Below are 26079 nucleotides of genomic sequence, written 5' to 3' on the forward strand. Positions count from 1 at the left end.
GTCCGGGGCAACCACGGCCACGTGGCAGGAAGCCGGTGCGACCCCGGCGCGGTCCCGCCACTGTGAACCCCTCGGGGTGAGCCAGACACTCCACGTCGCCGTGCCCGACGAACCGGGGCGCGGACCCCGAGGGAAGGCCTCACACCATGCGCACCTTCACGCTGCTCTCCACGTCGGACACCGACCTGCTGGCCGCCCGGTCCAGCGACTCCGACTGGAAGCTGGGCAACCCCTACCGGGTCGGCGACCTGGTCGAGTTCGCCACCGGCACCGACCTGGTCGTCGTCCGGATCCTCGGCTCCCGGCGCAAGTACGAGGACATGGTCGCGCCGCTGCTGGGCCTCGGCGTCCCGGTCGTCGTCCTGGGCGGCGAGCAGCTGCCCGACGCCGAGCTGATGGGCATGTCCACCGTGCCGATGGGCGTGGCCACCGACGCGCACGCCTACCTGGCGCAGGGCGGCCCGGACAACATCGTCGAGCTGCACCGCTTCCTGGCCGACACCGTGCTGCTGGACGGCGAGGGCTTCGAGCGCCCGGCCGTCGCGCCGGACTGGGGACTGCTCGGGCGCGAGTCCACCGCGACCGGCCCGCGGGTCGCCGTCCTGTACTACCGGGCGCACCACCTGGCCGGGAACACCGCCTTCGTGCACACGCTGTGCGAGGCGGTCGAGACCGCCGGCGGCGTGCCCGTGCCGGTCTACTGCGCCTCGCTGCGGTCGGTGGCCCCGGAGATGCTCGACGTGCTGCGCACCGTCGACGCCATGGTGGTCACCGTGCTCGCGGCCGGCGGCTCCCGCCCGGCCACCGCGCAGGCCGGGGGGGACGACGGCGCCTGGGACGTCGGCGAGCTCGCCCGCCTGGACATCCCGGTCATCCAGGGCCTGGTGCTGGGCACCCCACGGGCCACCTGGGCGGCCAACGACGACGGGCTGTCCCCGCTGGACGTCGGCAACCAGGTCGCCATCCCGGAGTTCGACGGCCGGATCATCACCGTGCCGTTCTCCTTCAAGGAGGTCGACGACGAGGGCCTGACCTCCTACGTCCCGGACCTGGAGCGCTCGGCCCGGGTCGCCGGCATCGCCGTCGCGCACGCCCGGCTGCGGCACACCGCCCCGGCCGACCGGAAGATCGTGGTGATGCTGTCGGCCTACCCGACCAAGCACTCCCGGATCGGCAACGCGGTCGGCCTGGACACCCCGGCGTCGGTCGTCCGGCTGCTGGCCGCGATGGCCGGGCAGGGCTACGACATCGGCCCGTTCGACGGCGAGGGGTCGCTGCCCGGCGTCGCCGACCTGGACGGCGACGCGCTGGTGCACGCCCTCATCGAGGCCGGCGGCCAGGACCCGGACTGGCTCACCCAGGAGCAGCTGTCCGGCAACCCGGTGCGCATCCCGGCCGCCGAGTACCGCACCTTCTTCGACTCGCTGCCCGCCGAGCTGACCGACCGGATGGTCGAGCACTGGGGCCCGCCGCCCGGTGAGCTCTTCGTGGACCCGACCGACGACTGCATCGTCTTCGCCGCGCTGCGCGCCGGGAACGTCGTGGTCATGGTGCAGCCCCCGCGCGGCTTCGGGGAGAACCCGATCGCGATCTACCACGACCCGGACCTGCCGCCGTCCCACCACTACCTCGCCGCCTACCACTGGCTGCGGTCGTCCTTCGGCGCGCACGCGGTCGTGCACGTGGGCAAGCACGGCAACCTGGAGTGGATGCCCGGCAAGACCGTGGGCCTGTCGGCGGCCTGCGCGCCCGACGCGGCGCTCGGCGACCTGCCGATGGTCTACCCGTTCCTGGTCAACGACCCGGGCGAGGGCAGCCAGGCCAAGCGCCGCGCGCACGCCGTGCTGGTCGACCACATGGTGCCGCCGATGGCCCGCGCGGACACCTACGGCGACATCGCCCGGCTGGAGCAGCTGCTCGACGAGCACGCCAACATCGCCGCGATGGACCCGCCGAAGCTGCCCGCCGTCCGGCAGCAGATCTGGACGCTGATCCAGGCCGCCAAGCTCGACCACGACCTGGGCCTGGACGACCGGCCGCACGACGCCGAGTTCGACGAGATGATCCTCAACGTCGACGGCTGGCTGTGCGCGATCAAGGACAGCCAGATCCGCGACGGGCTGCACGTGTTCGGCTCCCCGCCCGAGGGCGACGCCCGGGTCGGACTGGTGCTGGCGATCCTGCGGGCCCGGCAGATCTGGGGCGGCTCGGTCGCCATGCCGGGGCTGCGCGAGGCGCTGGGCCTGGTCGAGGACGGCTCGGCCGGGCTGCACGAGACCGACGAGGTCGAGGGCAGGGCGCTCGCGCTGGTCACCGGCATGGAGGAGGCCGGCTGGGTGTCCTCGGCCGTCGCCCCGCTGGTGGTCGACGTGCTGGGCGCCCCGCACGCCGAGGTCGAGCGGGTGCTGCAGTTCGCCGTCGACGAGGTCGTGCCGCGGCTGGCGAAGACCACCGACGAGATCGACATGGCCCTGCACGCCCTGGACGGCGGCTACGTGCCGGCCGGGCCCTCGGGCTCCCCGCTGCGCGGGCTGGTCAACGTGCTGCCGACCGGCCGGAACTTCTACTCCGTCGACCCGCGCGCGGTGCCCTCCCGGCTGGCCTGGGAGACCGGGCAGGGCCTGGCCGAGTCGCTGCTGGAGCGCTACCTGTCCGAGACGGGGGAGTACCCGCCCTCGGTCGGCCTGTCGGTGTGGGGCACCTCGGCGATGCGCACCAGCGGGGACGACGTCGCCCAGGTGCTCGCGCTGCTCGGCGTCCGGCCGGTCTGGGACGAGGCCTCCCGCCGGGTGACGACGCTCGAGGCGATCCCGCTGGCCGAGCTGGAGCGACCGCGGATCGACGTCGTGGTGCGCATCTCCGGGTTCTTCCGGGACGCCTTCCCGCACGTGGTGACCATGCTCGACGACGCCGTCGCGCTGGCCGCGGGCCTGGAGGAGTCCCCGGAGCAGAACTTCGTCCGCAAGCACGTCGACGCCGACGTCGCCGAGCACGGGGACCGCCGCCGGGCCACCACCCGGGTGTTCGGGTCCAAGCCCGGGGCCTACGGGGCCGGCCTGCTCTCGCTGATCGACAGCCGGGACTGGCGCACCGACGCCGACCTGGCCGAGGTCTACGCGGTGTGGGGCGGCTACGCCTACGGCCGGGACCTCGACGGCGTCTCCGCGCGGCCGGACATGGAGACCTCCTACCGGCGGATCGCGGTCGCGGCCAAGAACATCGACACCCGCGAGCACGACATCGCCGACTCCGACGACTACTTCCAGTACCACGGCGGGATGGTCGCCACGGTGCGCGCGCTGACCGGCAGCTCGCCCCGGGCGTACATCGGCGACTCCACCCGGCCCGAGCACGTGCGCACCCGCTCGCTGGTCGAGGAGACCTCCCGGGTGTTCCGCGCCCGGGTGGTCAACCCCAAGTGGATCGCGGCGATGCGCCGGCACGGCTACAAGGGCGCCTTCGAGATGGCCGCGACGGTGGACTACCTGTTCGGCTACGACGCCACCACCGGCGTCGTCGCGGACTGGATGTACGAGAAGCTGACCCAGAGCTACGTGCTGGACCCGGAGAACCGGGCGTTCCTGGAGGAGTCCAACCCCTGGGCGCTGCACGGCATCGCCGAGCGGCTGCTCGAGGCGGCCGACCGCGAGCTGTGGGCGCAGCCGGACCCGCAGCTGCTCGCCGAGCTCAAGCAGGTCTACCTGGAGACCGAGGGCGACCTCGAAGCCGGACCCCGCACCCCCGCCGAGAGGACCCCGTGAACCGCCGCTCCGCCCTGCTCGCCCTGCCCGTCGTCGCCGTGCTGCTGGCCGGCTGCGGCTCCGACGACGGGCAGGGCGAGCAGGGCGGAGCGGCGGTTCACGGGGTCCTCTCGGCGGGGNTCGGGCTGGGCGGGCTGGGTCACCTGGCGGTCAAGTTCGCCGCCGCGCTGGGCGCCGAGGTGACCGTGCTCAGCCGGAGCGCGGACAAGGCCGACGACGCCCGTGCGCTGGGCGCGACCGCGCTGGTGGTCAGCACGGACGAGGCGGCGATGGCCGCGGTGGCCGACACCTTCGACCTGGTGGTGGACACCGTGGCGGTGCCGCACGACCTGGGTCCGCTGCTGCGCACGGTCGCCGTCGACGGCGTGCTGTGCTCGCTGGGCGACCTCGGCCCGGTCACCGTGCAGATCATGGACCTGCTGGTCGGCCGGAAGAAGCTGACCTCCTCGGGCAGCGCCGGCCTGCCGTCGACCCGGGAGATGCTGGCGTTCTGCGCCGAGCACGGGGTGACCGCCGACGTCGAGGTGCTGCCTGCCGCCCGGGTGCAGGAGGCACTCGACCGGCTGGCCGTCGGCGACGTCCGGCACCGCTTCGTGCTGGACACCTCGGCGCTGTCCTGAGCCGGTCAGCCCAGGAGCACCGCCGCGGCCAGGAGGGTGGCCGTGGCGGTGACCTCGCCGGCGGCGCCCATGACGTCGCCGTTGACCCCGCCCAGCCGGGCCCGGGCCCGGCGGTGCAGCAGCTCGCCGGCGGCCAGGCCGAGCGCGGCGGCGGCCACCAGCCGGCCGCCCTGCCCGAGGTCGCCCAGCCACAGCGCGGTGCCCAGCACCAGCAGGACGACGACCACCGCGCAGGCGGCCAGCCAGGCGCGGGAGACGGTGCCGGCGACCGCGGCGCCCAGCGAGGAGCCGGCCGCGGTGGGCACCCCGGGCAGGCCGCAGCGGGACATCGCCAGCCGGGCGGCGACCACCGCCGTCACCGGCGCGAGCCATCCGCCGTCCAGGGAGAGCAGCTGGGCCAGGCAGGCGACCTGCAGCAGGAGGGCCAGCACCAGGGTGGCGACCCCGAACGGGCCGACGTCGCCCGACCGCATCACCTCCAGCGCCCGCTCCCGCCCGCGCAGCGGACCCAGGCCGTCGGCGGTGTCGGCCAGCCCGTCCAGGTGCAGCCCGCGGGTCAGCCAGGCCAGCAGCGCGACCGCCAGCACCGCGCCGACCAGGGGGGAGGCGGAACGGGCGGCCAGCCAGCCGACCAGCGCGGCCAGGGCGCCGAGGACCAGGCCGACCAGCGGCGCCCACGGCAGCACGCCGCGCGCGCTCGCCGACCCGGGCACGCGGAAGACCGTCAGCCACCCGAAGGCGGCCCACACCCCGCTCACCGCAGGCGCTGGGGGAGTCCTGCGACGACGAAGAACACCTCGTCGGCGGTGGCGGCCAGCCGCTGGTTCACCGTGCCGAGGGTGTCCCGGAACAGCCGGCCCGACGACGTCTCGGGGATGACGCCCAGCCCGACCTCGTCGCTGACGGCCACGACGTGCGCCGGGGTCATCACCCAGGCCTCGAGCAGCTCGTCGACCCGCCGGGACAGGCGGTCGGCGGCCCGCTGGCCGCCGTCCCAGACCCCGCTGGCGTCCATCATCGCGGTGACCCAGGTGGTGATCGAGTCGACCAGGTAGGTGCCCGGGAGCACCAGCTCGCCGGGGTTGGTGGTCTCCTTCGTCGTCCACGCGGCCGGCCGGCGGGCGCGGTGCGCGGCGATCCGGGCGGCCCAGTCGGCGTCCCCGGGTCGGGGGTCGGTGGTGGCCAGGTAGGTGACGTCGTCCCGGCCCTCGAGCAGCGACTCGGCGTGCGCGGACTTGCCCGACCGCGAGCCGCCGAGGACGAGGGCGCGGCTCACAGCTCGAGCCGGGTGATCGAGCCGTTGTGCGGGGTGACCGCGGGCATCGCCTCGGGGCCGTCGCCGGCGAGCACGGCCTGGGCGGCGCGGATGGTGTCGCCGTGGGTGACCAGCGCGACCACCTCGGCCGGCGGGGCCGCCCGCAGGCCGTCCAGGTAGGTCGCCACCCGGGCGTGCAGCTGCGCCAGGGACTCCCCGCCGTCGGCGGACCAGTGCACGTCGGTCCAGTCCACGAGGTCCCACAGCTCGCGGGAGGGCCGGCCCTCCAGGACGCCGTACCCCTGCTCGCGCAGCGCCGGGGTGGTGGTGAAGCGGCGTCCGGTGGCGGCCATGCAGTGCTCGGCGGTCTGCACGGCCCGGTGCAGGTCGCTGGCCACCATCGCGCCGGGGCGCAGGCCCTTGAGCTCGGTGGCCGCGCCGCGGGCCTGCTCGTGGCCGAGCTCGGTCAACGGCACGTGCGCCGTCTGGCCCTGCATGAGGCCGGCGGCGTTCCAGGTGCTCTGTCCGTGCCGGACGAGCAGGAGCGTGGTCATCGAGGGGGAGCCTAGGTGCGCGGTTACCGTCGAGGCGTGACGATCCCCCTGCGGCCCCCGACGGACGGCCCCGGCGCGGCAGGCCTGGGTGCCCGCCGCGCGGCCCCGCGGCCGACCCGGCCGGCCGGTCCGGACCCGCTGGCCCCGCTGCTGGACCTGCCCGGCGTACGCGACGCGGCCGACGCGGCCCGCACCGCGGTCGACCGGCTGCTCGGCCACAAGGTGCTGCGCCGGGAGTCCGCCGGCGTGAGCTCGGAGTCCGCGCTGCGCGGCGCCCGCGCCTCGGCGTCGCTGGAGGGCGTCGACGTCCCGCTGGCCCAGGTGCGCACCGGCGACGTCAGCGAGCCGACCCTGCAGGGCGCGCTGCGGGTCTCGGTCGCGCTGGGCTCGATGGTCGACACCTGGGACCGCGCGCCGGGCCAGGTGCTGGCCCGCATGCACGTGCTCGCCGCCGCCGACCTGGTGCCCAGCGCCGAGCTGGGCCGGCCCGCGCCGCAGTCCAGCGGCCGGCTGGGCGGGGTGTTCGGGCTGATCACCGGGGCGACGACCGCCCCGGCCGTGCTGATCGCCGCGGTCGTGCACGGCGAACTGGCCGCGGTCGAGCCCTTCGCCGTGGGCAGCGGGGTGGTGGCCCGGGCCGCCGGCCGGCTGACCGGCATCGCCCGCGGCCTGGACCCCAAGGCCGTCTCCGTGCCCGAGGTGGGCTTCGCCGAGCTGGGGGCTGATGCGTACGCCGAGGCCCTGGCCGGCTACCGCAGCGGCACCGCCGAGGGCGTCGCCGGCTGGCTGGCGCACTGCTGCCGGGCCACCGAGCTGGGCGCCGTCGAGGGCCTGGCCATCTGCGAGTCCCTCCTCCGCGGGTAGCCCCCAGGCCTCGCCGAGTGCGGAGCCAGACCGGTCATCGGCGTGGATGAGCGGTCTCAGTCCGCACTCGACGATGCAAGGGCTGCCGCCACCAGCGCCACGATGCGCTCGGGGTGGTGGAGGTCGGCCGCCGTCACGTAGAGCACCCGCCAACCTGCGGCTTGCAGGCGGTTCATCCGTTGCCGGTCCGGGCCCAGCCGGGTCAGGTGGACCTCGCCGTCGTACTCCAGGGCCACTCTCAGCGCCGGCCAGGCGAAGTCCACCCGGGCCACCTCGCGTCCGCGAGCGTCGCGCACCCGGTGCTGAGCCATCGGTCTGGGCAGTGCGGACCGGTGGAGGACCAACCGCGTCCGGGTCTCCTGCGGTGACTCGGCCAGGCCGTCGGCGTCGGCCAGGGCGGCCCGGATCCGCCGGCAGCCACGCCCCGTGCGGGTGCCGGCACGGTCCTCGAGGTCGGCCAGGGTGACGGTCCGGTGCTCGCGGGGCCCGAGCTGGCAGAACTGGTCCAGGACCACCACGGCGTCGTCGTGGCGGAGCTCGGCAGCGAGGTCGAGGGCGGTGACCGTGGGGAGCGTCAGTCGCACCCCGTCCCGCCGTCCGACGTCCTGGGCGAACACCGCGCGCCGGCGGACGACGAGGCCCGCGATGCGCTGCTGACCAGCCGGGCGGCGGATGCCGTCGGCGTCGGGTGCCCGCCGTGGACGCGCGACCTCGACATCGGCCCGGTCGGGGTCGCCGGTGGGCCCGTCGACGTCCACGCCCCACAGTCGGGCAGCGCTGCGCCCGCAGACCACGGCGTCGGGGAACAGAACCAGGGCGGCCCGCACCCGGAGCTCGTGGGTGAGCGGCACCCCGGCCGCGATGTAGACGTCCGGGAACACCCGCACCCACCCCGGGCCGGCCAGCTGGTGCCGGGTGAGCGTGCCCGCCGCCACCGCGGCGGACCCCCGGAACGGCCGGGAGCCGAGGGCGGGCGCAGGGCGCGGCGGCCGGGACACGCTCGCAGGCTCCAGCACGGCGGACACCGATGTGGATCTTGTCCACAGGCGCCGTCGAGTGCGGAGCCAGGCCGGTCATCCCCGGCGATGGGCGGTCTCACTCCGCACTCGACGGCCGCTCCGCCCACACTGGGGGCATGCGCTTCCTCGACGTCGACGGTCTCGGTCCGGTCTCCCGGATCGGGTTGGGCACCTGGCAGTTCGGCTCCCGGGAGTGGGGCTACGGCGACGACTACGCCGACGCGGGCGCGACCGCGATCGTCCGGCGGGCCCTCGAGCTGGGCGTCACCCTCTTCGACACCGCCGAGGTCTACGGGCCGGGCAAGAGCGAGCGGATCCTCGGCGCGGCGCTGGGTGCCGACCGGGACGACGTCGTCCTGGCCTCGAAGGTGCTCCCGGTCGCGCCGTTCCCGAAGCTGGTCCGCAAGGCATGGCAGGGGAGCGCGCAGCGGCTCGGCGTGCGGCGGATCCCGCTGTACCAGGTGCACCAGCCCAACCCGGTGGTCCCCGACACCGTGACGATGAAGGGCATGGGCGCGCTGCTCGACGAGGGCCGGATCGGCGCCGTCGGCGTCTCGAACTACAGCCTGGAGCGCTGGCGGGCCGCCGACGCCGCGCTGGGCCGGCCCGTGGTCAGCAACCAGGTGGACTTCTCCCTCGCCGCCGCCGGCCCGCTGGAGGACCTGGTGCCCTTCGCCGAGGCGGAGGACCGGGTGGTGATCGCCTACAGCCCGCTCGCCCAGGGCCTGCTCGGCGGCAAGTACGGCGTGGACAACCGCCCCGGCGGCGTCCGGGCGATGAACAAGCTCTTCGGCACCGAGAACCTGCGCCGGGTGGAGCCGCTCCTGGAGCTGCTGCGGGAGGTGGCCGCCGCGCACCGCGTCGAGCCGGCCCAGGTCGCGCTGGCCTGGCTCCTCTCGCTGCCCCGGGTCATCGCGATCCCGGGCGCCTCCAGCGTCGAGCAGCTGGAGTTCAACGTGGCCGCCGCCGACCTCGAGCTGGCCGCCGACGAGCAGGCCGCGCTGACCACCGCGGCCCGGGCCTTCGACCCCAAGGCCACGGTCGGCACGCTGCTGGACCGGGCGAAGGAGGAGGCCGGGCCGTTGCTGGGCCGGGCCCGCAGCGAGGCCGGCCCGCTGGTGGACAAGGTCAGGCAGGCCCTGCGGCGCTGAGCCCGGCCAGCCGGCGCACCAGGTCCAGGCCGGCGGGGGGGCCGGGCCAGTGCCGGGTCAGCGCCTCCGGCCCGGCCCGCCGCACCACCGCGCGCAGCACCAGGGCCACCACCACGGCGTCGTCGGCGTACCCGATGACCGGCAGCACGTCGGGCACCAGGTCCACCGGCGACGCCAGGTAGACCAGCAGCAGGACCAGGCCGACCCGCACCCCGCGGGGCAGCGACCCGTCGCCGGCCAACCGCTTCACCAGCCGGACGACGTCGGGCAGCAGCCGCAGCGCCTCCCGGGCGGTGACCGTCTCCGGGTGCCGCCGGGCGTAGCCCCACAGCAGGCCGAGCAGGACGGCGTAGAGCAGCACCAGCCCGGCGACGACGCCCAGCAGGACCTGCCACCACGCCATCAGTCGGTGCCGACCTCCATGGCGGCGCGGTCGAGCATCTGCTCCTCCTCGGAGGCCTCGCCGCGGGAGGCGATGGCGTTCGCGCCGCCGGCCTCCAGGTCGCCGACCAGGTCCGCGTGCGAGCCGAGCATGCCGATCGCGGCGTACTGCTCGAGCTTGGACCGGGAGTCGGCGATGTCCAGGTTGCGCATGGTCAGCTGGCCGATCCGGTCGACCGGGCCGAACGCGGAGTCCGTCGTCCGCTCCATCGACAGCTTGTCGGGGTGGTAGCTGAACGAGGGTCCCTGGGTGTCGAGGATCGTCCAGTCCTCGCCGCGCCGGAGCCGCAGCGTGACCGACCCGGTGACCGCCGCGCCGACCCAGCGCTGCAGCGACTCGCGCAGCATCAGGCCCTGCGGGTCCAGCCAGCGGCCCTCGTACATCAGCCGACCCAGCCGCCGGCCCTCGCGGTGGTAGGTCTCCAGGGTGTCCTCGTTGTGGATGGCGTTGACCAGCCGCTCGTAGGCGATGTGCAGCAGCGCCATGCCCGGGGCCTCGTAGACCCCGCGGCTCTTGGCCTCGATGATCCGGTTCTCGATCTGGTCGCTCATCCCCAGGCCGTGCCGGCCGCCGATCGCGTTGGCGGCGAGCACCAGGTCGACGTCGGAGTCGAACCCGGCGCCGTCGATGCTCACCGGGCGGCCCTGCTCGAAGCCGATGGTGACGTCCTCGGTGGCGATCTCGACCTCGGGGTCCCAGAACCGCACGCCCATGATCGGCTGCACGGCCTCCAGCGGGACGTCGAGGTGCTCGAGGGACTTGGCCTCGTGGGTGGCGCCCCAGATGTTGGCGTCGGTCGAGTAGGCCTTCTCGGTGGAGTCGCGGTAGGGCAGGTCGTGGGCGACCAGCCACTCGCTCATCTCCTTGCGCCCGCCGAGCTCGGTGACGAAGTCGGCGTCCAGCCACGGCTTGTAGATCCGCAGGCTCGGGTTGGCCAGCAGGCCGTACCGGTAGAACCGCTCGATGTCGTTGCCCTTGAACGTCGAGCCGTCGCCCCAGATGCCGACGCCGTCCTCGAGCATGGCCCGCACCAGCAGGGTGCCGGTGACCGCGCGGCCCAGCGGCGTGGTGTTGAAGTAGGCCCGGCCGCCGGAGCGGATGTGGAACGCGCCGCAGGTCAGGGCGGCGAGGCCCTCCTCGACCAGGGCGGCCCGGCAGTCCACCAGCCGGGACAGCTCGGCGCCGTACTGCGCCGCGCGGCCCGGGATCGAGCCGATGTCGGTCTCGTCGTACTGGCCGATGTCGGCGGTGTACGTGCAGGGCACCGCGCCCTTGTCGCGCATCCAGGCGACCGCCACGGAGGTGTCGAGACCTCCGGAGAAGGCGATGCCGACGCGTTCGCCGACGGGGAGGGACGTCAGTACCTTGGACACGACTAGAGATTATGCATGCCGCCGCATGGTCATGCAGAGTCGGGGTCGGTGAGGCCGTGCTCGATGGCGTACCGGGTCAGCTCCACCCGGTTGTGCAGCTGCAGCTTGCGCAGGGTGTTCTGCACGTGGTTCTCCACCGTGCGGTGCGAGAGCACCAGCCGCTCGGCGATGGCCTTGGCCGACAACCCGCGGCTGACCAGCTTGAGCACCTCGGTCTCCCGCTCGGTCAGCTGCGGGGCGCCCGGGTCGGGACCGGCCTGCAGCCGCCGGTACTCACCCAGCAGCAGCCCGGCCAGCCCGGCGGAGAAGACCGCGTCCCCGGCCGCCGTCCGGGTGACCGCGTCGGCCAGCTCGTCGGCGCCGGCGGACTTCACCAGGTAGCCCGAGGCGCCGGCCTTGACCGCCTCCAGCACGTCCGCCTGCTCGGCGCTGGCCGAGAGCACCAGCACCCGGGTGCCCGGCAGGGCGGCGACGACGTCCCGGGTGGCGTCGACCCCGGACCCGGTGCCCAGCTGCAGGTCCATGACCACCACGTCGGGCCGGACGGCCAGGGCGCGGCGGACGGCGGACCCGGCGTCCCCGGCCGTGGCGACCACCTCGAAGCCGCGGGCGGCGAGGTCGCGCTCCACGGCCTCGCGCCACATCGGGTGGTCGTCGACCACCATCACGGTCGTCATCGCGGCGTCCCCCTCGGGATCGTGAGCTCCCACTCGGTGCCCTGGCCGGGCGCGGTGTGCAGGACGGCGGACCCGCCCAGGTCGGCCAGCCTGCCGCAGATCGAGGAGCGGACCCCGTGGTGCCCCTCGCCGGCGGCGGCGGGCAGCCGTCCGTCGGGGATGCCCGGGCCGTCGTCCCGGACCACCACGACCACCTCGTCGTCGGCCGGCTCCAGCGAGACCCAGGCGTGCGCCCCGGCGGCGTGCTCGGCGGTGTTGGCCAGGGCCTCCCGCACCGCGGCGGTCAGCTCGGCGGCGGTGTGCGCGGGCAGCTCGACCGGCTCGGCGGGACCGGCCACGTCGACGTCGGGGGTGGCCAGCAGCCGCAGCGCGGTGCCCAGGTCGGCGGTGCCGACGGCGACCTCGGGCCCGGTGGTCAGCAGCCCGCGCAGCGCGACCTCCTGCTCGGCGGCCAGCCGGGTCAGCTCCGGGTCCACGCCCCGGCGGCGGACGGCGGCCAGCACCTGCAGGACGCCGTCGTGCACCGCCCGGCCCAGCCGTTCGCGCTCCTGCGCGGCGGCCTGCGCCGCGGCGGCCTCCCGCAGCGCGAGCTCGGCCCGCCGGGTGATCGTGGCCGCGTAGCCCAGCAGCCCGGCGGTGAGCACCAGCAGCGTCAGGTTGAAGACCTCGCGGTCGCCGACGTAGCCGCGCAGGAAGGTGACCGCCGCCCAGACGACGACGGCACCGGCCACGCCGCCGTCCCGGCCGCGGGCCAGCGCCATGGCCAGCGCGGGCCCGGCCACCCAGATCGAGGTGACGATGGGGGCGCCCTCGCCGAACGCCCCGGCGGGCTGGGTGGCCACGGTGGCGGCCAGAACCAGCACGGTGACCCCGAGGTCGAGCAGGGTCACCCGGGTGCGGCGGCCCGCGGCGCGGCTGTAGGCGACGGTGACCACCGCGGTCCACACCGCCATCGCGACCAGCACGGCGACCGGGGCCGCCGTCCCGGGGTAGTCGTCGCGCTCCCGGAACCAGCCGGCGACGGCCAGCACCCACGCGACCAGCCGGAACGCGACCACGACCCGCCACAGCGGGGCGAGCAGGTCGCGCTGCCGGAGCTCCCCGGCCATCAGGCGCGCAGGGCCCGCCGGCGCACGAACCAGGCCAGCCCGACGACGGCGGCGCCGACGCCCACGGCCGCCCCGGTGACCACCTGGCCGCGCTGCGTCGTCCGCGAGCTCAGGGCGACCGGACGGCGGAACTCCAGCACCGGCCAGCCGCGCTCGGCCGCCGCCCGGCGCAGTCCCCGGTCCGGGTTGACCGCGGTGGGGTGGCCGACCGCGGTCAGCATCGGCAGGTCGGTGATCGAGTCGGAGTAGGCGTGGCAGTCGGCCAGGTCGTAGCCGCGCTCGGCGGCCACCTCGCGCATCGCCGACGCCTTGCCCTCCCCGTAGGCGTAGAACTCGATCTCGCCGGTGTAGCGGCCGTCCACCACGACCATCCGGGTGGCCACCACCCGGTCGACGCCGAGCATCTCGCCGATCGGCTCGACCATCTCCGCCCCGCTGCTGGAGACGATCACGACCTCCCGGCCGGCCGCCTTGTGCGCCTCGACCAGGTCGACGGCCTCGGCGTAGACCAGCGGGTCGACGATCGTGTGCAGGGTCTCCCGGACGATGTCGTGCACCACGTCGACGTCCCAGCCGGTGCACATCGCGGTGATCTGCGCGCGCATCCGCTCCATCTGCACCGCGTCCGCCCCGGCGAGGGAGAACATGAACTGCGCGTAGGCGCCCTTGAGCACCGCGCGGCGGTTGATCAGCCCGCCCTGGAAGAACGGCCGGCCGAAGGCCAGCGTGCTCGACTTGGCGATCACGGTCTTGTCCAGGTCGAAGAACACCGCGCTGCGGGGTCCGTCGGGGCTCATGGGGCACGAGGCTAGGGCTAGCAGACGCCGCCGACGTCCGGCGCGCCGTCGTCCACACCCGCAGGGGTTGTCCACAGATCCCGTCCGGGCCGCCCGCGGACGCCGTCCGGGGGGCTCACTGCCGGGGTGGACGAACGCACCGAACCCCATCCGCTGGTCATCAGCGCCGACGACGGCCTGGTCGACGAGCTGCTGCACCTGCTCGCCGCCGCCGGCACCACCCCGGAGCTCACGCACGGCGGTGCTGCGCTGCGCCGGGCCCACCGGTCGGCCCCGCTGGTGGTGCTGGGCGCCGACGTCCTGGGGGCCGCCGCGGTCCGGGCGCTGCCCCGCCGGCCCGGCGTGGTGGTGGCCAGCCGGGAGGAGCTGACCGGCGAGGGCTTCGAGGCGGCCCTGGCGGTCGGCGCCGAGCGGGTCGTCGTGCTGCCCCGGGACGAGGGCTGGCTGGTCGAGCGGGCGGCCCGGGCGGTCCGGGACCCGGTCGACCCCGGGGCGCTGGTCGTGGTCTCCGGGGCGTGCGGCGGCGCCGGGGCGAGCACGCTGGCCACCGCGCTGGCGCTGGGCCTGCCCGGCGAGCGGGCCACCGTGCTGGTCGACACCGACCCGGCCGGCGGCGGGCTGGACCTGCTGCTGGGGGCCGAGTGGGCCGAGGGCCTGCGCTGGCCGGACCTGGCCGGCCTGCGCGGGCGGGTCGACGGCGCGGCCGTGGTGGCCTCGCTGCCGCGGACCCACGGCGTGCACGTCCTGGCGCCGTCCCGCGAGGTGGCCGGGCCGGTGCCGCCCGGCGCGCTGGCCGCGGTGGTCGAGGCGGCCCGGGCGGACGGGCACCCGGTGGTCGTGGACCTGCCGCACCGGCCCGACCCGGCGGTGGCCGAGCAGGTGCTCGCCGACGCCGACCTCGCGGTGCTCGTGGTCCCGGGCCGGGTGCGGGCGCTCGCCGCGGCCGGCACGCTGCTGCGCGACCCGGTGTGGGGCCGGGCCGCGCTGGTCGCCCGCACCACACCGGGTGGGGTGGGCGCCGCCGAGGTGGCGACCGCCCTGGGCCGGCCGGTGGTGGCCGAGCTGGTGCACGACCGCTCCGCCCCGGCCCGCGCCGAGCGGGGCGAGCCGCCCCAGGTCGGGGCACGCACGCCGCTGGGCCAGGTGGTCCGGCGGCTGCTCCCGCGGGTGGGTGCCGGCTCGGTGGCCCGTGCCTGAGCCGCTGGTCGACCGGGTGCGGGCCCGGCTGGCCACCGGGACCGCGCGGCCCGACCAGGCCACGGTCGCCGCCCTGGTCCGGCAGGAGAGCGCCGGTCTGCTCGGCGACGGCGACGTGCTCAGCGCGGTCCGGGCGGCGGTCGACGAGTTCGCCGGTGCCGGGGTGCTGGAGCCGTTGCTGCGCACCCCGGGGACCACCGACGTGCTGGTGGTCGGGCCGGACCAGGTCTGGGTGGACCGGGGGTCGGGCCTGGAGCGGACGGCGGTGCGGTTCGCCGACGACGAGGCGGTGCGCCGGCTCGCCGTCCGGCTGGCCGGGTCGGCCGGACGGCGGCTGGACGACGCTGCGCCGTGGGTGGACGTCGGCCTGCCCGACGGCACCCGGCTGCACGCGGTGCTGCCCCCGGTGTCCGGCAGCGGCACCTGCCTGTCCCTGCGCGTCCTGCGCCGGGCCCGGCTGGCGCTGCCCGACCTGGCCGCGGCCGGTTCCCTGCCCGGCCGGTCGGCCGAGCTGCTGGCCGCCGTGGTGCGCCGCCGGGTGGCCTTCCTGGTCACCGGCGGCACCGGCACCGGCAAGACGACGCTGCTCTCGGCGTTGCTGGGGGCCGCCGACCCGGCCGAGCGGCTGCTGCTGTGCGAGGACGCCGCCGAGCTCGACCCGGCTCACCCGCACGTGGTCCGGCTGCTGACCCGGCCGGCCAACGTGGAGGGCGTCGGCGCCGTCGGGCTGCGCGACCTGGTCCGGCAGGCGCTGCGGATGCGGCCGGACCGGCTGGTCGTGGGCGAGGTGCGCGGCGCCGAGGTGGTGGACCTGCTGGCCGCGCTCAACACCGGTCACGACGGCGGCTGCGGCACGCTGCACGTCAACCGGGCCACCGACGTGCCGGCCCGGCTCGAGGCGCTGGGCACCGCGGCCGGTCTGGACCGGGCCGCGGTGCACAGCCAGGCCGCCGCGGCGCTGTCGGTGGTGGTGCACCTGCGCCGGGAGCCCACCGGTCGGCGGGTGCACGAGATCGGCCTGGTCGCCCGGGACGGCGACCTGGTGCGGGTGGTCCCGGGCTGGCGGGCCGACGGCGGCGTCGCACCGGCCGCGGCCGAGCTGGCCGAGCTGCTCGGCGTGCCGTGAGCGGCGCGCTGCTCTGCCTGGCCGCCGCCGCCCTGTGCTGGCCCCGCCGGGCGGTGCTGTCCCGGTTGCGACCGGATCCCGGGAGAGCCCGGCCGGACGTGCCGCTGGCCGCGGCCGCGGTGGTCGTCGCCGGGGCGGCGGGGGCGCTGCTGAGCACGCCGGTGGTGGCCGCGCTGGCTGCGGCCGGTGCGGGCGCCGGCGTGCGGGCCTGGCGCGGGCGGGTCCGCGCCCGGGACGCCCGGGAGCAGGTGCAGGCGCTGGCCGAGGCGCTCGGCGTGCTGGCCGCCGAGCTGCGGGCCGGCCGGTCGCTGCCCGACGCCACCGGCACCGCGGTCGGGCGCTGCCCGCACCCGGGAGCCGCCGCGGCGCTCGGCCCGGCGCTGGGGCCGGGGTCGGTGGCGGCCGACCTGCCCGAGGAGGCCCGGGACGCCCTGGGCCGGGTGGTCACCGCGGCCCGGGTCAGCGCGCGCACGGGCTGCTCGCTGGCCGCCGTCGTCACCGCGGCCGAGGACGACCTGCGCGCCGGGCTGCGCACCCGCGCCGAGCTGGGTGCGGCGCTGTCGGGGCCGCGGGCCTCGGCCGCCGTCCTGGCTGGGCTGCCGGTGCTCGGCCTGCTGATGGGGTCGGGCATCGGCGCCGATCCCTGGCGGGTGCTCACCACGACCCCGGTCGGCACGGTCCTGCTCGTGGTGGGGGTCGGCCTGGAGGCCGCCGGGATCGCCTGGTCGGGCCGGCTGGCCGCGCGGGCGGCCCGGGCGTGAGCGCCCTCCTGCTGCTCGTGACGGCGCTGCTGGTCTGGCCGCGGGCGCCGGGTCCGGCGGCCCGCCTCACCCGGGCCGACCGCGTGGTCGCGGCGGCCCCCGGTGCGCCGGCGGGGCCGGTGCGGCGCCGGGCGCTGGCGGCGCTGGCCGGGGCGGTCGTGCTCGGGGTGGCCGGCGTGGGGCCGGGCTCCCTGCTGGCGGCCGTCGGGGTCGCGGTGGGCGTGGCGCGCTGGGCCCGCCGGGGAGCGGCGACCGGTGCGGACGACGGCGCCCGGGTCCGCGACGACCTGCCCCTGGTCTGCGACCTGCTGGCGGTCTGCCTGGCGGCGGGCACGCCGGTGCCCGGTGCCCTGGGTGCGGTGGGGGCCGCCGCCGGTGGTCCGCTGGGCCGGGTGCTGGCCGGGGTCGCGGCGCGGCTGCAGCTGGGCGCCCCGGCCAGGACGGCGTGGCGGGACGTGCCGGCCGACGCGGCGGCCTTGGCCCGGGTCGTCGTCCGGGCGGGGGAGTCCGGGTCGTCGGTGGTGCCGGCGCTGCAGGCCCTGGCCGCCGACCTCCGGGTGGCCCAGCGGTCGGCGACGGCCGCGGCGGTGCAGCGGGCCGGGGTGTGGGTGCTGGCCCCGCTGGGGCTGTGCTTCCTGCCGGCGTTCCTGTGCCTGGGCGTCGTGCCGCTGGTGCTGGGCATCGCCGAGGACGTCCTGGGATGAGCACACCCCGGCCGGTCGTGCGGCCCGTCGTCCACACCCGGGGCCGCCGTCCACAGATGCCGTCGGCCCGGTCCGCGGAGCCCCGGTCGGCCCGAGGGTCGTGACGTGGCCCGATGCCCGGGCCGGTCGAGGAGGCAGGACATGAGCAGGCTGTGGCGGCGGTTGACGGCGGGCCCGGAGGACGGGATGAGCACCGCGGAGTACGCGGTCGGGACGGTGGCGGCGTGCGCGTTCGCCGCCGTCCTCTACCAGGTGGTCACCGGCGACTCGGTGGTCGCCGGGCTGGGCGCCCTGGTGGCCAAGGCGCTCGCGACGCTGGCCTGAGGGTGCGCACCGACCGGGCCCGGGAGCGCGGGATGGTCACCGCCGAGACCGCGGTGGTGCTGCCGGTGCTGCTGCTGGTGCTCGCCGGGGCGGTGGCCGCGGTGGTGCTGGTCGGTGCGCAGCTGCGCTGCGTCGACGCGGCGCGGGAGGGCGCCCGGGCCGCGGCCCGCGGGGAGAGCGCGGCCACGGTGGCCGACCTCGCGGGCCGGGCCGGGCCGGACGGCGCCGTGGTCACCACCGGCACTCACGGCGACCGGGTCACCGTGACCGTCTCCGCCCGGGTGCAGCCGCTGGGCCCACTGCCGCTGGGGCTCACCGTGTCGGCGAGCGCCACCGCGCTGGTCGAGGCGGGCACCGGGTGAGGGCCGGGGGCGAGCGGGGGTCGGCCACGGTGTGGACCGTCGCGCTGGCGACCGTGCTGGCCCTGGTCGGCGCGGCCACCGTGCTGGTCGGCGCCGCCGTGGTCGCCCGGCACCGGGCCGGGGCCGCGGCCGACCTCACCGCGCTGGCCGTGGCCGGGCGGGCGGTGCTGGGCGACCTCGCGGCCTGCGCCACCGGCAGCTCGGTCGCCAGGGCCAACGGTGCCGAGCTGACCGGCTGCACCGTCGGGCCGGACGCGGTGGTCGAGGTGGCGATCGCCGTCCCGGTCCGGCTCGGGCCGGTCGGGGTGACGCAGGCCGTGGGCCGGGCACGGGCGGGCCCGGTGCCGTGGGGCGCCGACCCGTGAGCGCACGGTCAGAAGACCAGGTCGTCCTCGGGGGGCTCGGCGAACGGGTCGTCGGCGGGCGGTGGTGGGTCGGCCGCGCTGGGCTGCGGGCGCCCCCGCAGCGCCCGGGCCGGGGGAGCGGCCCCCAGCTGGGCCCGGCGCCGCAGCGCCCGGGAGCGCGCGCTCGAGGTGCCGCCGCGGGCCTGGGCGAACGCCCCGCCCAGCCCGCGCGGGTCCGGCTCGTCGTCGCCCTCCTCGTCGGGCGGGTCGACGTCGCCGGCCGCGGCGAGCTCGTCCAGGACGACGTCGAGCACCCGCACCGCGCCGGCCTTGTCCAGCGGGTCGTTGCCGTTGCCGCACTTGGGCGACTGCACGCACGACGGGCAGCCCGACTCGCACTCGCAGGTGGCCACCGTGGCGCGGGTCGCGGTCAGCCAGCGCCGGAGCACGGCGTGCCCGCGCTCGGCGAAGCCCGCCCCGCCGGGGTGGCCGTCGTAGACCACGATCGTGGCCGCCCCGGTGTCCGGGTGCAGGGCGGTCGAGACCCCGCCCAGGTCCCACCGGTCGCAGGTGGCCAGCAGCGGGAGGATGCCGATCGCGGCGTGCTCGGCGGCGTGCAGGGCGCCCGGGAGCTCGCGGTCGGAGACGTCGGAGCGCTCGATCGCCCGCTCGTCGAGGGTCAGCCAGACCGCCCGGGTGCGCAGCTGGCGGGCCGGCAGGTCCAGCGGGAACTCGGCCAGCACCTCGCCGGTGCCCAGCCGGCGGCGCTGGTAGGCCACCACCTGGTTCGTCACGTCCACGGTGCCGGTGTGCGCGGTGACCGTGCCCAGCCGGCGGGTGGTGGCGATGTCGACGATGGCCAGGTCGGTGACGTCCCGGGCGACCGTCGTCCACTCCGGGCTCTCCGGGTGCACCGCCGCGCAGGCGTCCTCGACGTCGAGCTCGTCGACGACGTAGGTCTCGCCGCGGTGCACGTACAGCGCGCCGGTGTGCACCGCGGAGTGCGCGGCGTCGCCGTCCACGGTGCCCAGCAGCCGCCCGGTGGAGCCCTCGACGATCGAGACCGGCTCGGCCCCCGAGCCGCGGATGTCGACGTCGGGCCGGCCCCGGCCGGCCCAGTACCAACCGGTGGGTCGCCTGCGCAGCTGGCCGGCGGCGACCAGCTCCTCCAGCGCGGCCAGCGCCGCGGGGCCGCCGAACGCGTCGAGCTCGTCCTCGGTCAGCGGCAGCTCGGCGGCCGCGCAGCACAGCTGGGGCCCGAGCACGTAGGGGTTGGACGGGTCGGTGACCGTGGCCTCGATGGCCCGGCCGAAGACCGCCTGCGGGTGGTGGGCGAGGTAGTGGTCCAGCGGGTCGTCGCGGGCCACGAAGACCACCAGCGACTCCCGCTGCGCCCGCCCGGCCCGGCCGGCCTGCTGCCACAGCGAGGCCAGGGTGCCGGGGTAGCCGGCGAGCAGGACGGCGTCCAGGCCGGCGATGTCGATGCCCAGCTCGAGCGCGTTCGTCGTCGCCACCCCGAGCAGCTCCCCGGCCGACAGCGACCGCTCGAGCTCCCGGCGCTCCTCGGGCAGGTAGCCACCGCGGTAGGAGTCCACCCGGCGGGCCAGGTCGCCGCGGCCGCGGTCGGTCAGGATCCGCCGCGCCTGGTCGGCCACCGACTCGGCCGACCGGCGGGACCGGACGAAGGCCAGCGTGCGGGCGCCCTGCTGCACCAGGTCGGCCAGCAGCCCGGCGGCGTCGGCGGCCGCGGACCGCCGCAGCGGCGCACCGTGCTCACCGGTCTTCTCCGTCAGCGGCGGCTCCCACAGCGCGAACGTGGCCCCCGGGCGCGGCGAGCCGTCCTCGGTCACCGCGGTCACCGGGGCGCCCACCAGGCGGGAGGCGGCCAGCGCCGGGTCGGCCACCGTCGCCGAGGCCAGCACGAAGACCGGCTCGGCGCCGTATCGCCGGCAGATCCGCTGCAGCCGGCGCAGCACGTGCCCGACGTGGGAGCCGAAGACGCCGCGGTAGGCGTGGCACTCGTCGACCACGACGTAGGCGACCCGGCGCAGCGTGGAGGACCAGCGCTGGTGCCCGGGCAGGATCCCGCGGTGGACCATGTCCGGGTTGGTCACGATCCAGCGCGAGTGCCGGCGGACCCAGTCGCGCTCCTCCTGGGGGGTGTCCCCGTCGTAGGCCGCCGGCCGGACGTCGGGCGGGGCCAGCGCGGCCACCCCGGCGAGCTGGTCGCGGGCCAGTGCCTTGGTCGGGGCCAGGTAGAGCACGCAGGCCCGCGGGTCCTCGGCCAGCGCGGCGAGTGCCGGCAGCTGGTAGGCCAGCGACTTGCCCGACGCCGTCCCGGTGGCGACGACGACGTGCTGCCCGGCGTGCGCCAGCTCGGCGGCGGCCACCTGGTGCGACCAGGGTTCCTGCACGCCGCGGGCGAGCAGGCGCGCGCGCAGGTCCGGCGGGGTCCAGGCCGGCCAGCCGTCGTGCGCGGCCTCCCGCACCGGCAGCCGGTGCACGTGGGTGACCGGGGAGTCTTCGTCCGGGGTGCCGGCCAGCAGCGCCGAGAGCAGCTCGTCGCCCGGGAGGTCCCGGGGGAGCGGCGCGGCGGCGGACGACGTCACCCCTCCACTGTCACACCCCCTGGCAACCCGCCACCGCCCAGCGGGATCTGTGGAGGGCCACCGGTCCTGTGGACGACGGGCCGCGCGCCGTCGTCCCCCCGGGCGAACCTGCCGGCACCGGCCCGCAGGGGGCCCGGAGAGCAGGAGGACCACCGTGCCCGACACCGTGACCATGCAGCTGGACGCCGTGGCGGCGCTGGCCGGTCAGCTGACCGACCTCGGCGCCGAGCTGGCGACCGACGGGGAGACCACCCGGGCCGACGGCGCCCGGCTCGGCCAGGCGCTGACCGGGCCGGTGGCCGAGGAGCTGGCCGGCACCGGGGCGGGGTGGGGGCAGCTGGTGGACGCCCTCGCCGACCGGGCGCGGACCGTCGCGACCGGCCTGGACCAGGCGGTGCAGTCCTACCGGGCGCTGGACAGCCTGCTGACCGAGCGGGTCGGGGCCGGCCTGAACGCCGCGACCGCCCGGTGACCACCGGGTTGTCGGCGGTCGAGGCGTGGGACCTACCGGCGCTGCAGGGGTCGGTCGCCGGCCTCGCGGCGGTGCCCGACCGGCTGGCCGGCTGGCGGGCCCGGCTGGACGGCCTGCGCGGTCACCTGCGCGGCGCCGACCTGTGGTCCGGCCAGGCCGCCGACGTCGCGGCCACCGCGCTGGTCGAGCTGTCGGCGGTCGCCGGGGAGGTCGGCCGGGCGCTGGGCGGCAGCGCCGAGCAGCTGGGCGTCGTGGTCGTGCGGGCCGGCACCGCGCAGGAGGAGGTCGCCGCGGCCCGGGCCGCGGCCGCCAGCGGTCCGGTGGAGCTGTCGGACTCCGGAGCCGTCCCGCCGGTCGCCCTGGCCGGGATGGCGGCCGACCAGCTGCTGGCCGTCGCCGACCGCGAGCGCGCGGCCGGCTGGGCGGAGTCACACGCCCGCAGCGCGCTCGCCGCCGCCGACGCGGTGCTGCTGGCCGCCCGCGCCGCCGGCGAGCCGCTCACCCCGATGGTGGTCGCGGGGGTCGGGTACACCGGTGTGGCGCAGGCGGCCGCGGCGGTCGCGGCACCCCCGCGGGTCCCGGCCGCCGCCCCGGTCGCCGCCGCGGCCTGGTGGGAGGGGCTGACCCCGGCGGCCCGGCAGGCCGCGATCGCCACCGACCCGGCCGGCGTCGGCGCGCTGGACGGCCTCCCGGCCGCGGCCCGCGACCAGGCCAACCGGCTGCTGCTGGACCAGGCCCTGGCCCACCCCGGCCGGGACGGCCACGGCGTCGCGCTGGACACCGCGGCCCGGCTCGCCGCCCTCGACGCCGCCGGCCCGGCCCAGCTGGTCGCCTTCGACCCGGCCCACGAGGTGGTGGCCCTGTCCGTCGGCGACCTGGACACCGCCGCCGCGGTCGGCGTGCTGGTCCCGGGGATGGCCACCACGCCCGACGACCTCCCCGGCCTGGTCCACGACGCGACGTCGGTCGGTGCCCTGGCGGCCGTCGCGGTGCCCGGCCTGGCCGTGGCGACCCTGGTCTGGCTGGGCTACAGCACCCCGAACATCCTCACGGTCGCGTCGGCCCGCCAGGCCCGGGACGGCGGGGTCGCCCTGGACCGGGCCCTGGACGGCCTGGCCGCATCGCGCGGAGCGGCCGCGGCCGCGGGTGGGCCGCCGCCCCCGCGCACCAGCGTGCTGGCGCACAGCTACGGCACCGTGGTCGCCGGGTACGCGGCCCGGGCGGAGGGGGAGCTGGCCGCCGACGCGGTGGTCCTGCTGGGCAGCCCCGGCGTGCCCGAGGACGACGCCGCCGGCCTGGAGGCACCGGAGGTCTACGGCGCCTGGACGCCGTTCGACCCGGTCTCCTACCTCGGCCGGTTCGGGCCGAGCCCGTCGGACCCGGGGTTCGGGGACACCCCGCTGCCCACCACGCCGGTGCAGCTGCACACCGAGTACTACGACGAGTGGTTCCCGACCCTGGAGGCCGTCGCGGAGGTCGTGGCGGGCACCCGGGACCACGGGTGAGCGCGTCCCCCGGCGCGCCCAGGCGGTCCGCTCGACGCGGGGAGCTCCCCGCCGGTGGCCTACCGTGGCGTCCGCCGGGGCCTGCGCGTCGTCGCCCCGGCACGTGCACCTCAGCACCACCGACAGGAGTTCCCCGTGCCCACCAAGACCGCGAAGCCCGCCGCGCAGGCCGACGCCGGCGCTCCCTCGACCCCGCCCCGCAAGCGGGCGGCCGGGGCGCGCGGGGGCAAGCCGCTGGTCATCGTGGAGTCGCCGTCGAAGGCCAAGACCATCGCCGGCTACCTGGGCGACGGGTACGTGGTGGAGGCCAGCGTCGGCCACATCCGGGACCTCCCGCGCAACGCCGCCGACGTGCCGGCCGCGCACAAGGGCGAGTCCTGGGCCCGGCTGGGCGTCGACGTGGACAACGGCTTCGCCCCGCTCTACGTGATCAGCCCCGACCGCAAGCAGCAGGTCAGCCGGCTCAAGCAGCTGGTCAAGGACGCCTCCGAGGTCTACCTCGCCACCGACGAGGACCGCGAGGGCGAGGCCATCGCCTGGCACCTGGTCGACACCCTCAAGCCCACCGTGCCGGTGCGCCGCATGGTGTTCCACGAGATCACCCGCGAGGCCATCGCCCGGGCCGTGGCCAGCCCGCGCGAGCTGGACACCGCGCTGGTCGACGCGCAGGAGACCCGCCGCATCCTCGACCGGCTCTACGGCTACGAGGTCTCCCCGGTGCTGTGGAAGAAGGTGCTCCCCAAGCTGTCGGCCGGCCGCGTGCAGTCGGTGGCCACCCGGATCGTCGTCGAGCGCGAGCGGGCCCGGATGCGGTTCACCGCGGCCGACTACTGGAGCCTGACCGGCACCTTCGACGTCGCCGCGGCCGACGCCGTCGACGGCGACGAGCCCCGCCACCTCACCGCGAACCTGGTGGCGCTGGACGACAGCCGCATCGCCACCGGCCGCGACTTCGACGCCGACACCGGCGCGGTGGCCAGCAACGTGGTGCACCTGGACGAGGCCGGTGCCCGGGGGCTGGCCGCCCGGCTGGAGAACACCCAGGTCAGCGTCACCCGGGTCGACGAGAAGCGGTACACCCGCCGTCCCTACGCCCCGTTCACCACCTCGACGCTGCAGCAGGAGGCCGGCCGCAAGTTCGGCTGGTCCTCCCAGCAGGTCATGCGCACCGCCCAGCGGCTGTACGAGAACGGGCACATCACCTACATGCGCACCGACTCGACGAACCTGTCGGAGACGGCGCTGCGGGCGGCCCGCACCCAGGCCCGCGAGCTCTACGGCGACGCCTTCGTCCCGGCCGAGGCGCGGCACTACTCCAAGAAGGCCAAGGGCGCCCAGGAGGCGCACGAGGCGATCCGGCCCGCCGGTGACTCCTTCCGCACGCCCGGGCAGCTCGCCGGGCAGCTGGCCCGCGAGGAGTTCCGGCTCTACGAGCTGATCTGGCAGCGCACCGTGGCCTCCCAGATGGCCGACGCGGTCGGCCAGACGGTCACCATCCGGCTGGCCGGGCGGTCCACGACCGACGAGGTGGCCGAGTTCTCCGCCAGCGGGCGCACCATCACCTTCCCGGGCTTCCTGCGCGCCTACGTCGAGGGCAAGGACGAGGGCGCCGCGGGCGACGACGCCGAGGCCGACGACTCCGAGCGCCGGCTACCCCGGGTCGAGCGCGGCCAGGTGCTCGACACCGCGAAGCTCGACGCCAAGGGCCACACGACGAGCCCGCCGGCCCGCTACACCGAGCCCAGCCTGACGAAGGCGCTGGAGGAGCTCGGCATCGGCCGGCCCTCGACCTACGCCTCGATCATGCAGACCATCCAGGACCGCGGGTACGTGTGGAAGAAAGGGTCCGCGCTGGTCCCGACCTTCATCGCCTTCGCGGTGGTGAACCTGCTCGAGCAGCACTTCGCGGCCCTGGTCGACTACGACTTCACCGCCTCCCTGGAGGGCGAGCTCGATGAGATCGCCGGCGGCACGCTGCGCCGGGTGGACTGGCTGACCGAGTTCTACTTCGGCGGCGGCGGTGGTCACGCCGGCGGCATCGCGGCCTCGGGCGGGCTGAAGTCGGTGGTCGGTCAGCGGCTGGAGGAGATCGACGCCCGCGGGGTGAACTCGATCCCGCTCAAGGCCACCGGCCCGGCCGGAGAGCCGGTCATGGTCCGGGTCGGCCGGTACGGGCCGTACCTGCAGGCCGGCGGGGACGACGGCGCCCGGGTCTCCATCGCCGACGACATCGCCCCCGACGAGCTCACCGCCGAGAAGGTGCGCGAGCTGCTGGAGGCGCCGTCGGGCGACCGCGAGCTGGGCACCGACCCGGAGTCCGGGCACACCGTCGTGGTGAAGGCCGGCCGGTACGGCCCCTACGTGACCACCGTGGTGCCCGAGGGCAGCAAGGAGTCCCCGCGCACGGGCAGCCTGTTCAAGACCATGCAGCCCGAGTCGGTCACCCTCGAGGACGCCCTCAAGCTCCTCAGCCTGCCCCGCACCGTGGGCAAGGCCGAGGACGGCGAGGAGATCCAGGCGCTCAACGGTCGGTACGGGCCCTACCTCAAGAAGGGCACCGACTCCCGCTCGATCGAGAGCGAGGAGAAGCTCTTCACCACCACGCTGGACGAGGCGCTGGCGATCTTCGCCCAGCCCAAGCAGCGCGGGCGCGCGGCGGCCAAGCCGCCGCTGGCCGAGCTCGGCCCGGACCCGGTCACCAACGGCCTGGTGACGGTGCGCGAGGGCCGGTTCGGCCCCTACGTGACCGACGGGGAGTCCAACGCCAGCCTGCGCAAGGGCGACGACCCGCTGACCATCACCCTCGAGCGGGCCGCCGAGCTGCTGGTCGACCGCCGCGAGCGGGCGCCGGTGAAGAAGAAGGCGACCAAGAAGGCCGCCGCGAAGAAGGCCCCGGCCAAGAAGTCCACGGCGGCGAAGAAGACCACCGCGAAGACGACGGCGAAGGCCACGACCGCCAAGAAGACGACGACCACCCGGAAGACCGCCACGAAGGCGGCCGCCCGGACCACGACCAGCGGCGAGGGCGTCGTCCCGGCCGGCAGCTGACCACA

The 26079-nt window shown here is 76.7% G+C and carries 24 protein-coding genes and 1 riboswitch; of the genes, 14 read left to right on the forward strand and 10 right to left on the reverse strand.

Going from position 1 to position 26079, the window contains the following annotated elements:
• The first annotated feature begins 26 nt into the window (after positions 1-26).
• Positions 27-90: riboswitch (cobalamin riboswitch) on the forward strand.
• 56 nt (positions 91-146) lie between these two features.
• A complete protein-coding gene (cobN, locus tag LFA75_RS14780; protein WP_225234378.1) occupies positions 147-3761 on the forward strand; it encodes a cobaltochelatase subunit CobN in 3615 nt (1204 codons plus the stop codon).
• A 38-nt stretch (positions 3762-3799) separates the two neighbouring features.
• The gene (locus tag LFA75_RS14785) at positions 3800-4381 is read left to right on the forward strand and encodes a zinc-binding dehydrogenase (protein WP_455428479.1); all 582 of its coding nucleotides are present in this window, start codon (positions 3800-3802) and stop codon (positions 4379-4381) included.
• Positions 4382-4386: 5 nt separating this feature from the next.
• Here LFA75_RS14785 and LFA75_RS14790 read toward each other — a convergent pair whose 3' ends face one another.
• Genes LFA75_RS14790 through LFA75_RS14800 form a run of 3 tightly spaced genes read right to left on the reverse strand, consistent with a single transcriptional unit; the run spans position 4387 to position 6190 of the window.
• On the reverse strand, positions 4387-5139 hold the full coding sequence (locus LFA75_RS14790) for an adenosylcobinamide-GDP ribazoletransferase (protein ID WP_225234380.1): 753 nt from the start codon (positions 5137-5139) through the stop codon (positions 4387-4389).
• Complete coding sequence (locus tag LFA75_RS14795) at positions 5136-5657, reverse strand: bifunctional adenosylcobinamide kinase/adenosylcobinamide-phosphate guanylyltransferase (RefSeq protein ID WP_225234381.1); 522 nt, start codon at positions 5655-5657, stop codon at positions 5136-5138. Before LFA75_RS14795 ends, LFA75_RS14790 begins: the two co-directional genes overlap by 4 nt.
• Complete coding sequence (locus tag LFA75_RS14800) at positions 5654-6190, reverse strand: histidine phosphatase family protein (RefSeq protein WP_225234382.1); 537 nt, start codon at positions 6188-6190, stop codon at positions 5654-5656. The genes LFA75_RS14795 and LFA75_RS14800 overlap by 4 nt, the downstream gene beginning before the upstream one ends.
• 36 nt (positions 6191-6226) lie before the next feature.
• Between LFA75_RS14800 and LFA75_RS14805 the strand changes: the two genes are divergently transcribed.
• On the forward strand, positions 6227-7054 hold the full coding sequence (locus LFA75_RS14805) for a Fic family protein (protein ID WP_225234383.1): 828 nt from the start codon (positions 6227-6229) through the stop codon (positions 7052-7054).
• A gap of 56 nt (positions 7055-7110) precedes the next feature.
• On the opposite strand, the gene LFA75_RS14810 is transcribed toward LFA75_RS14805, so the two are convergent.
• Positions 7111-8052 carry a DUF559 domain-containing protein gene (locus LFA75_RS14810; RefSeq protein WP_225234384.1) on the reverse strand — a complete coding sequence of 314 codons (942 nt, stop codon included), beginning with the start codon at positions 8050-8052 and terminating at the stop codon, positions 7111-7113.
• A 137-nt stretch (positions 8053-8189) separates the two neighbouring features.
• On the opposite strand from LFA75_RS14810, the gene LFA75_RS14815 reads away from it, so the two are divergent.
• A complete protein-coding gene (locus LFA75_RS14815; RefSeq protein ID WP_225234385.1) occupies positions 8190-9224 on the forward strand; it encodes an aldo/keto reductase in 1035 nt (344 codons plus the stop codon).
• On the opposite strand, the gene LFA75_RS14820 is transcribed toward LFA75_RS14815, so the two are convergent.
• From LFA75_RS14820 to LFA75_RS14840, 5 genes are read right to left on the reverse strand one after another with little or no spacing between them, the layout of a single operon-like run.
• Positions 9202-9627 carry a YkvA family protein gene (locus LFA75_RS14820; RefSeq protein ID WP_225234386.1) on the reverse strand — a complete coding sequence of 142 codons (426 nt, stop codon included), beginning with the start codon at positions 9625-9627 and terminating at the stop codon, positions 9202-9204. The two genes, LFA75_RS14815 and LFA75_RS14820, sit on opposite strands and share 23 nt — an antisense overlap.
• The gene (gene argG, locus LFA75_RS14825; protein WP_225234387.1) at positions 9627-11039 is read right to left on the reverse strand and encodes an argininosuccinate synthase; all 1413 of its coding nucleotides are present in this window, start codon (positions 11037-11039) and stop codon (positions 9627-9629) included. Before argG ends, LFA75_RS14820 begins: the two co-directional genes overlap by 1 nt.
• 29 nt (positions 11040-11068) lie before the next feature.
• Entirely contained in the window at positions 11069-11716 is a 648-nt protein-coding gene (locus LFA75_RS14830) for a response regulator (protein WP_225234388.1), read from the reverse strand.
• A complete protein-coding gene (gene macS / locus LFA75_RS14835) occupies positions 11713-12825 on the reverse strand; it encodes a MacS family sensor histidine kinase (protein ID WP_225234389.1) in 1113 nt (370 codons plus the stop codon). Before macS ends, LFA75_RS14830 begins: the two co-directional genes overlap by 4 nt.
• On the reverse strand, positions 12825-13622 hold the full coding sequence (locus tag LFA75_RS14840) for an HAD family hydrolase (RefSeq protein WP_225234390.1): 798 nt from the start codon (positions 13620-13622) through the stop codon (positions 12825-12827). Before LFA75_RS14840 ends, macS begins: the two co-directional genes overlap by 1 nt.
• A 126-nt stretch (positions 13623-13748) precedes the next feature.
• Between LFA75_RS14840 and ssd the strand changes: the two genes are divergently transcribed.
• The 7 genes from ssd (at position 13749) to LFA75_RS14875 (ending at position 18461) form a co-directional block, all read left to right on the forward strand.
• Positions 13749-14819: a septum site-determining protein Ssd gene (ssd, locus tag LFA75_RS14845; protein ID WP_225234391.1), complete on the forward strand. Its 1071-nt coding sequence runs from the start codon at positions 13749-13751 to the stop codon at positions 14817-14819.
• Positions 14812-15945 carry a TadA family conjugal transfer-associated ATPase gene (locus tag LFA75_RS14850; RefSeq protein ID WP_225234392.1) on the forward strand — a complete coding sequence of 378 codons (1134 nt, stop codon included), beginning with the start codon at positions 14812-14814 and terminating at the stop codon, positions 15943-15945. Before ssd ends, LFA75_RS14850 begins: the two co-directional genes overlap by 8 nt.
• Positions 15942-16706, forward strand: a complete 765-nt coding sequence (locus LFA75_RS14855) for a type II secretion system F family protein (protein WP_225234393.1) — start codon at positions 15942-15944, stop codon at positions 16704-16706. The genes LFA75_RS14850 and LFA75_RS14855 overlap by 4 nt, the downstream gene beginning before the upstream one ends.
• Entirely contained in the window at positions 16703-17410 is a 708-nt protein-coding gene (locus LFA75_RS14860) for a type II secretion system F family protein (RefSeq protein WP_225234394.1), read from the forward strand. Before LFA75_RS14855 ends, LFA75_RS14860 begins: the two co-directional genes overlap by 4 nt.
• 141 nt (positions 17411-17551) lie before the next feature.
• Positions 17552-17734, forward strand: a complete 183-nt coding sequence (locus LFA75_RS14865; RefSeq protein ID WP_225234395.1) for a DUF4244 domain-containing protein — start codon at positions 17552-17554, stop codon at positions 17732-17734.
• A 2-nt stretch (positions 17735-17736) separates the two neighbouring features.
• Positions 17737-18096: a TadE family type IV pilus minor pilin gene (locus LFA75_RS14870; protein WP_225234396.1), complete on the forward strand. Its 360-nt coding sequence runs from the start codon at positions 17737-17739 to the stop codon at positions 18094-18096.
• On the forward strand, positions 18093-18461 hold the full coding sequence (locus LFA75_RS14875) for an Rv3654c family TadE-like protein (RefSeq protein ID WP_225234397.1): 369 nt from the start codon (positions 18093-18095) through the stop codon (positions 18459-18461). The genes LFA75_RS14870 and LFA75_RS14875 overlap by 4 nt, the downstream gene beginning before the upstream one ends.
• Positions 18462-18469: 8 nt before the next feature.
• On the opposite strand, the gene LFA75_RS14880 is transcribed toward LFA75_RS14875, so the two are convergent.
• Complete coding sequence (locus tag LFA75_RS14880; protein WP_225234398.1) at positions 18470-21049, reverse strand: DEAD/DEAH box helicase; 2580 nt, start codon at positions 21047-21049, stop codon at positions 18470-18472.
• Between the two features lie 154 nt (positions 21050-21203).
• Between LFA75_RS14880 and LFA75_RS14885 the strand changes: the two genes are divergently transcribed.
• The 3 genes from LFA75_RS14885 to topA all read left to right on the forward strand — a co-directional run bounded on the left by LFA75_RS14885 (position 21204) and on the right by topA (position 26074).
• Positions 21204-21521, forward strand: a complete 318-nt coding sequence (locus LFA75_RS14885) for a hypothetical protein (RefSeq protein WP_225234399.1) — start codon at positions 21204-21206, stop codon at positions 21519-21521.
• A complete protein-coding gene (locus tag LFA75_RS14890) occupies positions 21518-23026 on the forward strand; it encodes an alpha/beta hydrolase (RefSeq protein WP_225234400.1) in 1509 nt (502 codons plus the stop codon). The genes LFA75_RS14885 and LFA75_RS14890 overlap by 4 nt, the downstream gene beginning before the upstream one ends.
• 135 nt (positions 23027-23161) lie before the next feature.
• Entirely contained in the window at positions 23162-26074 is a 2913-nt protein-coding gene (topA, locus tag LFA75_RS14895) for a type I DNA topoisomerase (protein ID WP_225234401.1), read from the forward strand.
• Positions 26075-26079: the final 5 nt, after the last annotated feature.

It is taken from the genome of Klenkia terrae (assembly GCF_900491935.1).
Classification (GTDB): Bacteria; Actinomycetota; Actinomycetes; order Mycobacteriales; family Geodermatophilaceae; genus Klenkia; species Klenkia terrae.

Bases quoted from the DNA above. Each gene is read 5' to 3' on its own strand.
- cobN (WP_225234378.1), top strand. From the start codon at position 147: ATGCGCACCTTCACGCTGCTCTCCACGTCGGACACCGACCTGCTGGCC.
- LFA75_RS14830 (WP_225234388.1), bottom strand. From the start codon at position 11,716: ATGACGACCGTGATGGTGGTCGACGACCACCCGATGTGGCGCGAGGCC.
- LFA75_RS14840 (WP_225234390.1), bottom strand. From the start codon at position 13,622: ATGAGCCCCGACGGACCCCGCAGCGCGGTGTTCTTCGACCTGGACAAG.
- LFA75_RS14820 (WP_225234386.1), bottom strand. From the start codon at position 9,627: ATGGCGTGGTGGCAGGTCCTGCTGGGCGTCGTCGCCGGGCTGGTGCTG.
- LFA75_RS14800 (WP_225234382.1), bottom strand. From the start codon at position 6,190: ATGACCACGCTCCTGCTCGTCCGGCACGGACAGAGCACCTGGAACGCC.
- LFA75_RS14865 (WP_225234395.1), top strand. From the start codon at position 17,552: ATGAGCAGGCTGTGGCGGCGGTTGACGGCGGGCCCGGAGGACGGGATG.
- LFA75_RS14815 (WP_225234385.1), top strand. From the start codon at position 8,190: ATGCGCTTCCTCGACGTCGACGGTCTCGGTCCGGTCTCCCGGATCGGG.
- macS (WP_225234389.1), bottom strand. From the start codon at position 12,825: ATGGCCGGGGAGCTCCGGCAGCGCGACCTGCTCGCCCCGCTGTGGCGG.